The following is a 13,847-nucleotide window of genomic DNA, read 5'->3' as shown; positions in this document are numbered from 1 at the left end:
GAATTATAAATATGATTTTAATTTAAAAAAAGAAGATTATTCATAAGTGTAATTCAATATTAATATAAATTTCATTGTTGAATTTATTATTAATTATCATTATTAACTAATATTCATTTATGTTTATTATTTAATTCAAATTATTTATTTAAAAAAATTAAAGGTGTAATCTGTGAAAGTTCAATCTGATGTAAACATAGGACTTGTGGGCCATGTCGATCACGGAAAAACAACACTTACTAAAGCATTATCTGGTGTATGGACAGATACTCACAGTGAAGAAACAAAAAGAGGTATTTCAATCCGTTTAGGATATGCGGATATTGAATTTAGAAAATGTCCTAATTGTGAAGAGCCTTTATGTTACACTACTAAAGATGTTTGTGAACATTGTGGAAGTGAAACTGAAGTAATTAGAAAAGTATCATTTGTAGATGCTCCAGGACACGAAACCTTAATGGCTACCATGTTATCTGGTGCAGCAATTATGGATGGTGCTGTATTGGTAATTGCAGCTAACGAGGAATGTCCACAACCACAAACCAAGGAACACTTGATGGCACTTGATGTTATCGGTGTTAAAGATGTAGTTGTAGTTCAAAATAAGGTGGATATTGTTCCTAGAGAAAGAGCTATTGAGAGTTACAATGAAATCAAGGAATTTGTAAAAGGCACTTGTGCAGAAGATGCACCAATCATTCCAGTATCTGCTCAACAAGGAGCTAATATCGATATTCTCATTAAAGCTATCAATGATGTAATAATTACACCAGAAAAAGAATTAGATAAACCTGCTAGAATGCATGTAGCTAGGTCATTTGATATTAATAAGCCGGGTTCCCACCCTAAAAAGATTAAAGGTGGAGTAATCGGTGGAAGTTTAGTTCAAGGTACCCTTAAATTAGGGGACATGATTGAAATTAGACCTGGAATTAATATTAAAGAAAGCAAACAGAACAAATGGATCAGCTTGACTTCTGAAATCATTGGATTGGAAGCCGGTGGAGAATCTGTTGAAGAAGTAGGTCCTGGAGGACTTATTGGTGTAGCTACTAAATTAGATCCTGCATTAACTAAAGCAGATTCATTATCTGGTTCTGTTGCTGGTGCTGAAGGCACTTTGCCTGAAGTATTGCATAGCTTTGATATGAAAACTGAACTTTTAGAACGTGTTGTAGGAACTAAAGATGAAAGAAAAGTAGATCCAATTAAAATCAAGGAACCTTTAATGATTAACTGTGGTACAACCACCACCATTGGTGTTGTGACTAAAGTTAAGAAAAACGTTAGCGTTGCATTAAAATTGCCTGTATGTGCAGACAAAGGGGACAGAGTAGCTTTATCCCGTAGAGTAGGTGCACGTTGGAGATTAATTGGATTTGGTATAATTCAATAATTTGATTTTTTTTGAAAATCATTTCTCATTATTGGATTAATTTTAAAATTTAGTCAGTGATAACATGGGATCTGGAGATAAAAGAGAAGTATTTATTGATACTAACTTTTTTATGATTCCTTTTCAATTCAATGTAGATATTCTAGAGGAATTCAAAAGAATTTTACCTAATTATCAATTAGTCACTACAAGATTTGTTATTAATGAGCTTAAAGGCCTTAAAAAGAATAGCAAAGGAAAAGTTAGGTTAGCTGCAGGATTAGGTTTGAAAATTGCACAATCCGGTGAAATTGAAATTAGAGACATTCCGTTAAATGATGGCGAATCTGTAGATGATGCATTGATTAGAGTGTCCAATGTATTGGCGACAAATGATGCAAATCTAAGAAAGAAAGCCAAGAAAAAAGGAATTGCATTAATCATTCTAAGGCAAAAGAAATATCTTGCAGTTGAAGGTTATCTGATTTAATGGTTAACTTATATGCAAACTTATATGCAGTATAAGTAACTTTAAATAGTTTCATTATTATATTTTTAATTAATATTCACATTACTGTAAATTTATTAAAATTATAAACTCATAAAATTCATTGAATTTATAAAATTTTAAAATTAGCTTTATTACAAATTTATTTAAAATTTAAATTTCACTAAAACGAGGGATTATTTTGTATTACATGACAACTATTGAGGGAACTGTAAGAATTCCACCTTACAGATTTGATGAACCTCTTGAAGATGTAGCTATTGAAACTTTAAATGAGGAATACGTCGGACAGCTCGATAAGAATTTAGGTTTAATGGTCGGTGCTGTCAGCATTGAGGAAATTGGTGAAGGAGTGCTCATTATGGGTGATGGTGCGGCTTACCATAATGTTGTATTCAATGCAATTTTCTTCAAGCCGGAACAACAGGAAATTGTTGAAGGTGAAGTGACTGACATTACTGAATTCGGTGCATTTGTAAGAATCGGTCCTATGGAAGGTCTTGTACACGTATCTCAAGTAACTGATGATTATATTAACTATAATCCTAAAAACGCATCTCTTTTAGGTAACGAATCCAAAAAGGTCTTAACTGAAGGAGATAGAATCAGAGCAAGAATAGTTACTTTAAGTCTTAAAGGAAAATCCATTAAGGAATCTAAGATTGGTCTTACCATGAGACAACCTAACTTAGGTAAATTCGAATGGATTCAAGCTGAAAAGAATAAGGCAATTGAAAAAGCAAATGCTAAGGTGGAAGAATAATGGTATTGAAAGCTTGTACTCACTGCAGTTTATTAACTGAAAAAGAGCAATGCCCAGAATGTAAGAACCCTACCTCTTCCAACTGGAGCGGTCTTTTAATTGTAACTGATCCTGAAGAGTCTGATGTTGCTCGTGAATTAGGAATTACAAAAGCTGGCGAATACGCTTTAAGAGTAAGGTAATTTTCTTACTTTATTTTTTTTATTTTTTCTATTTTTTTAGTTTTTATTTATCATTTCTTTTTCTAAAATCAATTTTTTCTATTTTTAGGGCATTTTTTATGCTAAACTTTATATATCTTAAATTAGATAAATATTAAAGTATAATAATTATTTTACTATATATTTTTTGCTCAAATATTTAATTAAAATATTATTATTGGAGATTTATTGATAGAGGTTAAAACTTGTTTAAGTTAGATGAGAATTTAATAGATGAATTCAAAAAGCCATTAGGTAAATTGTATGGCGAATTTGACGATGCAATTCCTATGATTAAAGAAGCTAATTTCTTAATCTCTGTTGGTGATCAAACCACTAAAAATCTCGTTGATAATGATTTGATTCCGGATTTGGGAATCATTGACAATCGTATTCAACGTAAAGATCATAATCATGATATTATTCGTACAGAAAACATTTTAGAGGCAGACAATCCTGCAGGTACAATCACTGAAAATCTATGGGAAACCATAGAAAAAGCTATTTCTTTGACTTTAAAAGATAGCGAAAACCGCATTATTGTAGTTAAAGGGGAAGAGGATCTTGCTGTTCTTCCATGCTTATTGGTTGCACCTGAAGATGCTGTTATCTTATATGGTCAGCCTAACGAAGGATTGGTCTTTGTAAATGTTTCTGATGGAAAAGACAAAGCTGCTAAGCTCATGACTTATTTTAAGGAAATGGCTTAGTTTAATTGTATTTTATAATTAATTAAATTCAAACCCTAAATGAGAGGTTTTTATAATGGAAATCGAAATTTTTGAAAAGAAAGAAAACGTTTTATTTGATAGAACTGAAGTTAAATTTTATGTTTCATATGTAGGAGAACCAACTCCTAAGCTTTTAGATGTCAAAAGCAAATTAGTTGCTATGCTTGACACTAAAAAAGAATTAATCGTTGTAGACAACATTCAACCAGGATATGGTGAACCTAAAGCAACTGGTTACGCTAAAGTATATGGTAGAGAATCATCTTTAATTGATGTAGAAAAACCAAGCATCATTGAAAAGAACAAAGAACCAGAAGCTCCTGCTGAAGAAGAAGATGAAGCGGAAGAATAAATGATTAATGTTTAGGAGGATATTATTATGCCTGATAAAAAAGATTTATACACTGTAGAAGGAGACAAAATCGTAAGGAAAAACCCATTCTGTCCTCGTTGTGGTGAAGGCGTATTCATGGCTGACCACGGTGACAGATTCGCTTGCGGTAAATGTGGATACACTGAAATGAAAACTAAAGAATAGATTTATTCTTTACTTTACTTTTTTACTTTTTTTAATTATTTTTATTATTTAAACATATTTTCATGCTTTTTTTTTAAACTATTTTTACTATTTTCTACTATTTTTTTATTCAATATTCAAAATTAGGATAAAAGGATATCTAAGGTTAATCAGACCTAAAACTTTTTGTAAAATTCAACAGTCATGAAACTACAGTTTACTCAATGAAAATTAAGATCATTTGAATAATGAAAAGGGAAACAAGTAAAACTTGTCTCAAAGTCACAACCATAATTTCACCTCCTTGATTTTGAGAAAATTGATGATTTATTTTAGATATCGAAACCTAAATAATAATTTAAATTAATTATTTATAAATTTAACCAATATTATGGCTTTAAATTCTATTTTAACTGATAAATTGCTTTTATTTTGTAAATTAAACTCATTTAAACAAATTTAATCAATTTGAAAATATTGTTTGAGTTTGAAAAAGTTATATTGCACTAAAAAAACGAATCATAAAATATGTAACTAATTTGTTTCCAATTTAAAATTTTAAAAATAGTATAAAATTTAAAAACGTTAAAAGAATCCAAAATAATATTTGGATTCCTTGACGTCCAATTTTCTCAAAATAGGAGTTTACATCAGGTGTAAACCCTTAAACTTATTTTAAGATTTATATTATTTAAATCTTATCAATTATGAATTAATTCTCTTTATTTTACAGTTAATATTGCTTTAATTTCGTAATTTTTTATTTTTCCCAATGCAGTTTAACTGTCCTTTTTTTAATCTATTTTAGATATTTATATAAATTATTAAAACTAAAATTTAATAATATATAACTAATTAAAGAATTTTCACGAATTCTTATTTTAATATTATAATTAAAAATTTCATTTATTATTAAATTTAACGAGTTGATATCCTTGAAAATTAGAACTGGAAGACTTGAAAAGGAAATGACCGATGAAGCTGCAGTATACACCTCTTCATTGGAATTTGATAGATTTATCTTTGATGCAGACATTCAATGCAATTATGCTCACACTTCAATGCTTAAGGCACAAGGAATTATAGGTGGGGAAATAGCGGATAAGATTCTTGAAGCATTGGATAAGCTTAGTGATGAAGGCTTCGATGCCCTTGAATTTGACCATTCTGTTGAAGACGTTCATATGGCTGTAGAAAACTATGTAACAAAGCTTGTAGGTCCTGAAGCAGGATTCATGCACACTGCAAAGTCAAGAAATGACCAAGTTGCAACTGACATAAGACTTCTTTTAAGAGACAGAATAACTGAAATTCAAATTGGAATCCTTGAATTCATTGAAGGTATCCTTGAACTTGCAAAGGAGCATAAGGAAACCGTCATGATCGGATACACTCACTTGCAGCATGCACAGCCAGTTACATTGGCTCATCACTTGATGGCACATGCACAAGCGCTAAAAAGGGATTACCAAAGATTGGATGACACTTATAAGAGAGTCAATCTAAACCCATTAGGCTCTGCTGCTATGGCAACTACAAGTTTTCCAATCGATAGGGAATTGACAACTCAATTATTAGGATTTGATGATTATCTTGAAAACTCCATGGATGGCGTTTCATCAAGAGACCACATTGCAGAGACCGTATTTGACTTAAGCGCTCTTTGCACTACATTATCCAAAATCTGTGAAGAATTGGTTCTTTGGAGCACTTACGAGTTTGGAATCGTTTCAATAGCTGATGAATACTCATCAACATCTTCAATCATGCCACAGAAGAAAAACCCTGATGTTGCAGAAGTTGCAAGATCAAAATGCGCTATTGTAAACGGTGAACTTGTAACTATCCTTACAATATTGAAAGCTATTCCATACACTTACAACAGGGATTTGCAGGAAATCACTCCTCACTTATGGAATGCATGTGATGTGGCTTTTGACACCTTAAAGATTGTAAACCATATGCTCTTGACTGTCACTTTCAATACAGAAAGATGTCTTGAATTGGCAGGAGCTAACTTCGCTACAGCTACTGATTTGGCAGACATTATGGTAAGGGAAAGAAAGATACCATTCAGAACAGCTCATAAGATTGTAGGTAGAATTGTAAATGAGGCAGTTGCTGAAGGAGTGAATCCAAGTGAAATCGATGGTGCATATGTGGATAATGTTGCAGAGGAACTTGGATTTGAAAAGTTAGGTCTTGATGATGAATTGATTCACAATGCATTGAATCCAATTGAAAACGTTAAGATAAGAAATGTTCCTGGAGGACCTTCCCCTGAAATGGTCCAATTGGCTATTGACAATATGAACATATTTTTAGATAATGAATTTGAAAAACAAGGAATCTAATTGTTTTTCATTTCAATTATTTTATTTTTTCAATCATTTTATAACTATTGTTAAAATATTTTCATAATTGATTAGATATTGTTAAGATTTATTATTTTTGTTTGTAAATGGTGGAAATATGGTATATGATGTAAATGCTCTTCTAAATCACATCAATAGGATTAGAAAGGAAATAGGTCATGAGGAAGTCAGTATCGACATTAAGGAAGTTCTATATGACAAGGACACTAATGAAATGTGGATAATCACCAATGACCGTCCAGACAAATCTGCTATAATTGGAAAAGGAGGATGGGTTGTTGGCAGACTCAGAGAAGAGCTTGAAATAGCGAGCATTCATGTTGAAAGCTATTCTGATTTCCTTCAAAAGGAGTATAGGATGAATCTTTCATTGAATAAGCTAAATTCCTTTGTAAACGAAAACAAGGAAAATTTGGATTACGGTTCATTCATAGCATTGAACAATTTGATAGACATTCTAAAGATAAAATTGGATAATCTCTATTCATTCAATTTCTACAAGTATTTCAAGGATTTGGATGAAAGTCCGTATGGATATTTTGAAGCTGAAAAGCCAGCAGCTATTGTAGCATTGTCTGGCGGAACTGACAGCAGCTTTTCATTAATATTGGCAAAGAAATTGGGATTCAATCCAATAGCAATTACAGTTGATCCTGGAACAATTGTTCTTCCAAAGCAATTCAAGCATAATATTGACAAGTTGGTAAGTGAATTGGATGTTCCTCATGAATACATTCCAGTGGATTATGCAGATTTGATTGAGGAGTCATTTACAGGAAGATTCCACCCATGTGGAAGATGTTCAAAAATCATTGAAGACACTTTATACAAATATGCATTGGAGAATGAAATTCCTATTGTGATTTTTGGAGATATGTTGGCAACTGGAAGTCAGTGCATAACTGAACAAGTTTGTAATTTTGATGAAAATGAAATAATAATTAATGAAAACAGTGAAAATGAACAAGCTTATCTAGATAAAGAACTTGAAAATAATAAGATTATTAGGCTCAACTTACCTGCTTCATTATCCGTGTCAAAATTAGAGAACAAATCATTGACTAGTCATTATAATTTAATTAAGTTTAAAGGATTCGGATGTCCTTTGCTGTATGAAGTTCACAAGAAGTTTCCGCACATGAAAAGGTACTCAATTCAAAGAATTTTAAGGGAAACCAGATCAGGTGTACTTGAACCCGGTGAGGCATTGGACTTGATATGGAGTTTTTATAATACTGACTAAAATTTAAGCTAAATTTTATTTTGAATTTTATATTTTTATTAATTTCTATAATTCTAAAATTTTTAATCTTATTAAGGTGATAATGTGAAAAGAACTATTTGTCCACGTTGCGGTTCAAGCAATATAGATTGGATTATTCCACAGGTTTGGTCAAAATGGGAATGTAAGGATTGTTCTTATACTGGACCTGCCATTGAAGCTGATGATGACTTGATTGCAGAAATCAAGGCCGATTGGGAAGAGAATAAGGAAAAATATCTTGAAGAGGAAAATATAAGAGCTCAACAGATTGCTTCTGGTGAAGATGAAATCATGGATGAGGAAATGGAACTTGAAGAGGAAGATGAGCTTAGCGATGAGGAACTGGATGAAAAACTAAGGGAATTGAATCTATAATTTCTTTAAAAAATATTCAATTTAAATCATTATATTTTTATACTTTATTAAACATACTATTATTTGAATATATTAGCATTGTAAAAATTTTAAGTTAATTGAACTTTTTAAAGAGGTGATATTATGCCTAGTTTTTTAAATTTACGTGGAAACAATAATGACTCTAAAGACCCTAGACTAATTAGGGAAGGAATCAAATTAGGAGTTAATTATAAAAGATTTAGTAAAGACCCTGTTTTAGGTAAAAACATCTTGTTAAGGTCTAACACTGTAATCTATAATGATGTAATCATTGGTGATGATTTTAAAACTGGACATAATGTTGTTGTAAGAGATCATACTACTATTGGTAATGATGTATTGATAGGTACAAACACTGTCATTGAAGGTGGATGTGAAATCGGTAACAATGTAAGCATTCAATCAAATGTATACATTCCAAGAAACAGTATCATTGAAGATAATGTTTTCATTGGCCCATGTGCCTGCTTTACCAATGACAGATATCCTGTCAGAGTGGAATATGATTTGAAAGGACCTCAACTTAGAAAAGGATGTTCTGTTGGTGGAAACACTACATTCCTATCCAATATTGAAGTTGGTGAAGGAGCTATTGTAGCTGCTGGTGCTGTTGTAACCCGTAGTGTACCTCCTTATTACTTGGCTATTGGTACACCTGCAAAAATCAAGCCATTGCCTACTTCATTAAGAGTACCTAATATGATTTAGGCACTTGGATTAATTTTAAATTTCTCAGTTTGTCTTGCCTAATCCTATTTTTTATTTTTTTAATTCCTTAATTTTTTCAATTAGTATTTAAATTTTTATAAAAGGTTTTTTTATTAGACATTATGCTATTCTTATTTTTTAAGGAAATGATTCTTGGGGAATAATTATGGATAAAAAATATATATTCTATTTAGGTATTTTATCATTGGTCTTTATTTTGATAATTTTGTGGGCTGTTTTTATAATATAATAGATACAATGGATAAGAATCAGAAAATAGATTACCACTATTATCATCCATCAAGTTTAGAAAATAAGGAACCTAAATATGTTTTAGAGAGATATCGTCCTGTTGAAACTTATACTTCCCCTTATGACAATAGGGACTAGGTTAATCAACTTTATAGGTTTTATCCCCAATATTATTATCCATAAAATTTTAAGGTTTAATTTTTTCATTAATCTTGATGCTTGATTTAATATGTTTTTTTAGTTTTTTCTTATTATTTTTGATTATTTTCTATTTTATAACCTTATTTTTTCCTTATTTTTCCAAAAATTCCTTAAAGATTATATATAATAAAAAATATATATTTTGATGTTATATATTAAGACTATTTATTCTAAAATATTCTAAGACTATTTATTTTATTGCTTTTTGGGTTTTAAAATATTTTAAAATAAATTGATGATTTTATACTGAAATTAAGTTAAGTTTAATTTGAAATTATTATGGAGATTTAATTATGATTGTAAAAGATTGGTGTTCTTACTGTGGTTGTTGCGCAGGTGTCTGTGTAAGAAACTGCATAGAAGTAAAGGAAACTGCTTTAGTTTTTGATGATAACTGTAATAACTGTGGAATTTGTGTTGATGCTTGTCCTTTAGCGGCATTGGAAATGGAAGAGGAATAAGTGAGGATTGATTATTATGATTAAAACTGATGTATTAGTTATTGGTGCTGGACCTGCTGGTTCCACTGCAGCTAGATTTGCTGCAAAAGGTGGGGCAAAAGTAATTCTCATGGATAAGAAATCTGAAATCGGTGCTCCTAAAAGATGTGCAGAAGGTGTTTCCAAAAGAACCTTTGAAATCTTAGAGCTTGAAGCTGACCCTCATTGGATTACCCAAGAAATCGAAGGTATCAGATTAATCGCTCCAGATGGAACTGATGTATGGTTAACTAACGATGTAGTAGAATTGCCTGAAGCAGGTTACATCTTGGAAAGAAAAGTCTTTGATAAGCATTTAGCTATGGAAGCTGGTAGAGCAGGAGCAGAAATCAGAATCAAAACCCAAGCAAAAGGTCTTAAGAAAGAGGAAGACGGATCCTACACTGTAACCTGTGAATGCATGGGTGAAGTTTACGACATTAACGCTAAAATCCTTATCGGTGCAGATGGTCCTGAATCCCACGTAGCTAAATGGGCAGGATTAAAGGCTATCACCAAACCTAAACACATGGAAGCTGGTGTACAGTTTGAAATGTGTAATGCTAAAATGGAAAGAAACGATGTTCTTGAGTTCTACTTCGGTAGCGTAGCACCTGGTGGTTACTTCTGGTTATTCCCTAAAGGTGACGATATCGTAAATGCAGGACTCGCTATCATTCCTGAAATGGCTGAAAAATCCGCTTACGAATACTTAGTTGATGCTGTAAACAACTGTTACGCACTTAAGGATGCTCAACCTGTAGAATTGAATGTAGGTGGAGACCCTGTTGGCGGTCTTGTAAAAGAAATGTACAATGACAACATCTTGCTTTGTGGAGATGCAGCAAGCCAAGTTAACCCATTAACCGGTGGAGGAATCACCAGCGGTATTACTGGTGGTAAATTAGCAGGACAAATCGCTGCTGAAGCTATTGCAGCAGGAGATTGCTCTAAAGAATTCCTTAAGAAATACGCTGATTTGGTAGACGAAGCTATGGGCCACGATATGGACAAATACAGCAAAGCTTGTGACTACTTATGGAGTTTGAGTGATGATGACTTAAACAGTATCGCTCATGCTTTCAGAGATCTTGAATTTACCACACTCGGTACTACTGAACTTGTAAAAGCATTAATTAAAGTGCAACCAAGTGCAGCTTTAAAATTACGTAAATTATTCTTATAGGCCAGCTTTCCAGGCCTTAGGCCTGAAAACCTGGACCAAAATTCTTTCCAATTTTTGGGAAGAATCTGACTATTTTTCTTTTTTTAATTTTTCTAATAATTTTTATAATCTCATATCACTCTTTTTCTAATAATTTCGCTTTGTTTTCATTAAAATAATGTAAAAAGTTATATATTCATTAAAATAAAGTAAATATTAATATATATTTTAAACATAGATTAAAAATCAAATATTTTTAAAATTTAATAAAGGAAAGTATTTTATTAAATCAATAATTAGCTATTTGTGATAATATGATATTAATTACTGGTGGAGCGGGATATATAGGCGCCCATGTCAATAAATTGCTTAATAATTCCGGTTATGAAACAATAGTTCTGGATAACCTATCCAAAGGCCATAAGTCTGCAGTAAAATGGGGAGATTTTGTAAATGCAGATTTAAGCGATAGTGAGAAAGTAAGGGAAATCTTTCAAGACAATGATATTGAGGCAGTAATGCACTTTGCAGCATTTTCATCTGTAGCGGAATCTGTTGAGGAACCTGAAAAGTATTTCAAGAACAATTATGAAAACACCTTGAATTTGCTTAAGATCATGAAGGAATTCAGAGTGAGAAAATTTATCTTTTCATCAACAGCTGCATTATATGGCATTCCAAAATCCATTCCTATCAATGAGGATAGTGAATTGAAGCCAATCAACCCTTATGGAGAATCAAAACTAATGGTTGAAAACCTATTGAAGGATGAGTCTGATTTTGGTGGCTTGAAATATGTTTCACTAAGATATTTCAATGCAGCAGGTGCAGACTTGGATTGTGAGATTGGTGAAGGCCATGACCCAGAATCCCATCTAATTCCTTTGGTATTGGATGCGGCTCTTGGAAGAAGAGACAGCATTTCAATCTTTGGTGATGATTACAGCACTCCTGATGGCACTTGCATCAGGGATTATATTCATGTAAATGACTTGGCTGATGCCCATTTGAAAGCATTGCAGTATTTGGAGGAACCTTTCAATGACAGCAATATTTTCAATTTGGGAAATGGCAATGGATTTTCTGTTAAGGAAGTTGTTGACACTTGCAAAAAGGTCACTGGAATTGACTTTGATGTAAAGATTGAAGGAAGACGTCCAGGTGATCCTGATATCCTAATAGCTGATTCCAAAAAGGCAGAAGAGATATTGGGATGGAAACCTCAAGTTACAGAATTGGAAGACATTGTGGAATCTGCTTGGAATTGGCATAAGAAGATTCATGTTTAAGAATTGTGATTTGGAAAACAATAGTTAGATTTAGAGATTTTCTTTTAAAAGAGGAGTGTTAAAATGGATAATTTTGAAGAAAACGATTATGGATTTAACGATTTTGGAGATACTTACTCAAATGAATTAAATGCAGGGGAATTGGTTGATGTTAGGATAATCCTAACCAATTTGGATTATTTGGAATTCCTTTCCAAGGCTGTAAGCAATTTTGACTTATCTAATTTTAATGTGAACATCTCTTCCATAATTCCAACAAAAGACATTGAAATAGCTAAAAATACTGTAATTGGTGCAGATTTGGTTTTAATCGCATCTGAAAACAATGCAGAAAGCCATAAGTTATATCAAAACTTCAAGAAATCCTTGAAGAATGAGTTTAATTACATTGAATACTTGAAACTTCCTTCACTTGATGAATTGAATGGCTATGATTATGATGATTATGATGATAATCTCATGGAGGATGAAATAGCAAATTCAATTATTCGTGGAGGATTATACAGCATTTCCAATCTATCTTCAATCAATGATTCAAAAAGAAAGTATTCTGAACTTAAAAAAGATTTCGAAGAGGAATCATTGAAATATGATAAGATAACTAGAGAAAATGACCTTTTAGTTAAAGAATCCAAATCATTGAGAGAGAAAAATGAAAAGGCATTGGAGGAAGTAAAAATACTCCAAAGGCAATTGGATCAAATCAAGTCAGACTTTTCAGATTTAAAGTCAAGATTTGAGGGAATCCATAGCAAGAACTCATTGGAAGTCTATTCATTAAATGAATTGTGGTATGGCTTGTTTGGAGAATACTTGTCTCAGGATGTTTATAAGTTTATTCTAATCAGTACAGACAATTTCCGTCCTAAAAACCTTATGATAGGTCAAGGAGCCATTTGTGCAGAGTCTAAGGAAGATGCATTAGATTGGTTGAAGATTATTAAGACTGCATTTATCCTGTCTGATACAAATAAGCAGGATTTGGATTACAATAATTTCAAGAGCAATTTCAAGTTCGATGACATTGATGAGTTCGGTTCAAGCTCCTCATTTTCCACATCTGGATTTGAGACAATAGAGGAGAATGACATTTTCAATGCTCCAAAGGATGACGGTTTTATCTATAATGAAAGATTTGAAGGAAATTCAGATTTAGATAATTCCTCCGAAGAGTCTATTATTGATGATGATTTGTTTAGCAATGCTTTCATGGATGAGTCCAAAAAGGAGGACATAAATGTTTTTAATCTCAAGTCTCTCAAGTCAATTGAGGATGAAGAGGATGACTCAAGTGAAGATTCAAGTTATAACAACAGAGAAGAAGATTATGATTATGATGATGAAGATAATGTAGATGATGATGAAGAAGAAATTTACAATGCTTTTTCAAACCTTTGGGGTTAAATAATCGGTTATTTTAATTTTCTTTTTTTTAACTATCATTTTATTTTTTTCACTATTTTTTCACTTTTTTTATTTTATTTTCTCTTAAATTCTCTCATCTACTTTTTATTAATTTTTTTAAAATTTTTTTCAAAAAGATTTATTATAAATATTAGAAAATTTATAAATAATTATATAATATTTTTTTAAGTTCAAAATATTATATTCATGATTTAAAATT

The 13,847-nt window shown here is 31.6% G+C and carries 16 protein-coding genes; all 16 read left to right on the top strand.

Translation table 11 applies throughout. The features are described from left to right. Nucleotides 1–172: 172 nt before the first annotated feature. The 16 genes from VW161_RS06385 (at nucleotide 173) to VW161_RS06310 (ending at nucleotide 13,627) form a co-directional block, all read left to right on the top strand. Nucleotides 173–1,396 carry a translation initiation factor IF-2 subunit gamma gene (locus tag VW161_RS06385; protein ID WP_298537291.1) on the top strand — a complete coding sequence of 408 codons (1,224 nt, stop codon included), beginning with the start codon at nucleotides 173–175 and terminating at the stop codon, nucleotides 1,394–1,396. Between the two features lie 64 nt (nucleotides 1,397–1,460). Next, complete coding sequence (locus VW161_RS06380) at nucleotides 1,461–1,865, top strand: type II toxin-antitoxin system VapC family toxin (RefSeq protein WP_304086406.1); 405 nt, start codon at nucleotides 1,461–1,463, stop codon at nucleotides 1,863–1,865. 208 nt (nucleotides 1,866–2,073) lie between these two features. Continuing rightward, the gene (locus VW161_RS06375; RefSeq protein ID WP_304086573.1) at nucleotides 2,074–2,646 is read left to right on the top strand and encodes a DNA-directed RNA polymerase; all 573 of its coding nucleotides are present in this window, start codon (nucleotides 2,074–2,076) and stop codon (nucleotides 2,644–2,646) included. A 5-nt stretch (nucleotides 2,647–2,651) separates the two neighbouring features. After that, nucleotides 2,652–2,828 (top strand): transcription elongation factor subunit Spt4, encoded by a 177-nt coding sequence (gene spt4 / locus VW161_RS06370; RefSeq protein WP_304086575.1) that lies wholly within the window; start codon nucleotides 2,652–2,654, stop codon nucleotides 2,826–2,828. 224 nt (nucleotides 2,829–3,052) lie between these two features. After that, complete coding sequence (locus VW161_RS06365) at nucleotides 3,053–3,556, top strand: GTP-dependent dephospho-CoA kinase family protein (RefSeq protein WP_304086409.1); 504 nt, start codon at nucleotides 3,053–3,055, stop codon at nucleotides 3,554–3,556. A 55-nt stretch (nucleotides 3,557–3,611) separates the two neighbouring features. Then, entirely contained in the window at nucleotides 3,612–3,929 is a 318-nt protein-coding gene (locus tag VW161_RS06360; RefSeq protein WP_295606135.1) for a 30S ribosomal protein S24e, read from the top strand. Nucleotides 3,930–3,956: 27 nt separating this feature from the next. Continuing rightward, complete coding sequence (locus VW161_RS06355; RefSeq protein WP_296869229.1) at nucleotides 3,957–4,115, top strand: 30S ribosomal protein S27ae; 159 nt, start codon at nucleotides 3,957–3,959, stop codon at nucleotides 4,113–4,115. 914 nt (nucleotides 4,116–5,029) lie between these two features. Continuing rightward, on the top strand, nucleotides 5,030–6,448 hold the full coding sequence (gene argH, locus VW161_RS06350; protein ID WP_325192797.1) for an argininosuccinate lyase: 1,419 nt from the start codon (nucleotides 5,030–5,032) through the stop codon (nucleotides 6,446–6,448). Between the two features lie 118 nt (nucleotides 6,449–6,566). Next, nucleotides 6,567–7,712 carry an ATPase gene (locus tag VW161_RS06345; RefSeq protein WP_304086418.1) on the top strand — a complete coding sequence of 382 codons (1,146 nt, stop codon included), beginning with the start codon at nucleotides 6,567–6,569 and terminating at the stop codon, nucleotides 7,710–7,712. An 84-nt stretch (nucleotides 7,713–7,796) separates the two neighbouring features. Beyond that, complete coding sequence (locus VW161_RS06340; RefSeq protein ID WP_304086420.1) at nucleotides 7,797–8,108, top strand: hypothetical protein; 312 nt, start codon at nucleotides 7,797–7,799, stop codon at nucleotides 8,106–8,108. A 123-nt stretch (nucleotides 8,109–8,231) separates the two neighbouring features. Next, nucleotides 8,232–8,837 (top strand): acyltransferase, encoded by a 606-nt coding sequence (locus tag VW161_RS06335; RefSeq protein ID WP_295606154.1) that lies wholly within the window; start codon nucleotides 8,232–8,234, stop codon nucleotides 8,835–8,837. Between the two features lie 258 nt (nucleotides 8,838–9,095). Next, complete coding sequence (locus VW161_RS06330) at nucleotides 9,096–9,227, top strand: hypothetical protein (RefSeq protein WP_304163230.1); 132 nt, start codon at nucleotides 9,096–9,098, stop codon at nucleotides 9,225–9,227. A gap of 356 nt (nucleotides 9,228–9,583) precedes the next feature. Further along, a complete protein-coding gene (locus VW161_RS06325) occupies nucleotides 9,584–9,751 on the top strand; it encodes a 4Fe-4S binding protein (RefSeq protein WP_292776291.1) in 168 nt (55 codons plus the stop codon). A 16-nt stretch (nucleotides 9,752–9,767) separates the two neighbouring features. Beyond that, nucleotides 9,768–10,955: an NAD(P)/FAD-dependent oxidoreductase gene (locus VW161_RS06320; protein WP_304086427.1), complete on the top strand. Its 1,188-nt coding sequence runs from the start codon at nucleotides 9,768–9,770 to the stop codon at nucleotides 10,953–10,955. 293 nt (nucleotides 10,956–11,248) lie between these two features. Beyond that, nucleotides 11,249–12,223, top strand: a complete 975-nt coding sequence (galE, locus tag VW161_RS06315) for a UDP-glucose 4-epimerase GalE (protein ID WP_304093774.1) — start codon at nucleotides 11,249–11,251, stop codon at nucleotides 12,221–12,223. Between the two features lie 63 nt (nucleotides 12,224–12,286). After that, on the top strand, nucleotides 12,287–13,627 hold the full coding sequence (locus VW161_RS06310; protein ID WP_325192796.1) for a hypothetical protein: 1,341 nt from the start codon (nucleotides 12,287–12,289) through the stop codon (nucleotides 13,625–13,627). Nucleotides 13,628–13,847 lie beyond the last annotated feature (220 nt).

Origin of the sequence: Methanobrevibacter ruminantium (assembly GCF_016294135.1) — an archaeon.
Taxonomy (GTDB): Archaea; Methanobacteriota; Methanobacteria; order Methanobacteriales; family Methanobacteriaceae; genus Methanobrevibacter; species Methanobrevibacter ruminantium_A.
Note: the sequence above shows the minus strand (reverse complement) of the source record. Positions and strands in the feature narration are given on the sequence as shown.

Coding starts and splice junctions, on each gene's coding strand:
- VW161_RS06355 (WP_296869229.1), top strand. CDS start 3,957: ATGCCTGATAAAAAAGATTTATACACTGTAGAAGGAGACAAAATCGTA.
- VW161_RS06325 (WP_292776291.1), top strand. CDS start 9,584: ATGATTGTAAAAGATTGGTGTTCTTACTGTGGTTGTTGCGCAGGTGTC.
- VW161_RS06360 (WP_295606135.1), top strand. CDS start 3,612: ATGGAAATCGAAATTTTTGAAAAGAAAGAAAACGTTTTATTTGATAGA.
- VW161_RS06345 (WP_304086418.1), top strand. CDS start 6,567: ATGGTATATGATGTAAATGCTCTTCTAAATCACATCAATAGGATTAGA.
- VW161_RS06375 (WP_304086573.1), top strand. CDS start 2,074: ATGACAACTATTGAGGGAACTGTAAGAATTCCACCTTACAGATTTGAT.
- VW161_RS06335 (WP_295606154.1), top strand. CDS start 8,232: ATGCCTAGTTTTTTAAATTTACGTGGAAACAATAATGACTCTAAAGAC.
- VW161_RS06310 (WP_325192796.1), top strand. CDS start 12,287: ATGGATAATTTTGAAGAAAACGATTATGGATTTAACGATTTTGGAGAT.
- galE (WP_304093774.1), top strand. CDS start 11,249: ATGATATTAATTACTGGTGGAGCGGGATATATAGGCGCCCATGTCAAT.
- VW161_RS06320 (WP_304086427.1), top strand. CDS start 9,768: ATGATTAAAACTGATGTATTAGTTATTGGTGCTGGACCTGCTGGTTCC.
- VW161_RS06380 (WP_304086406.1), top strand. CDS start 1,461: ATGGGATCTGGAGATAAAAGAGAAGTATTTATTGATACTAACTTTTTT.
- VW161_RS06330 (WP_304163230.1), top strand. CDS start 9,096: ATGGATAAGAATCAGAAAATAGATTACCACTATTATCATCCATCAAGT.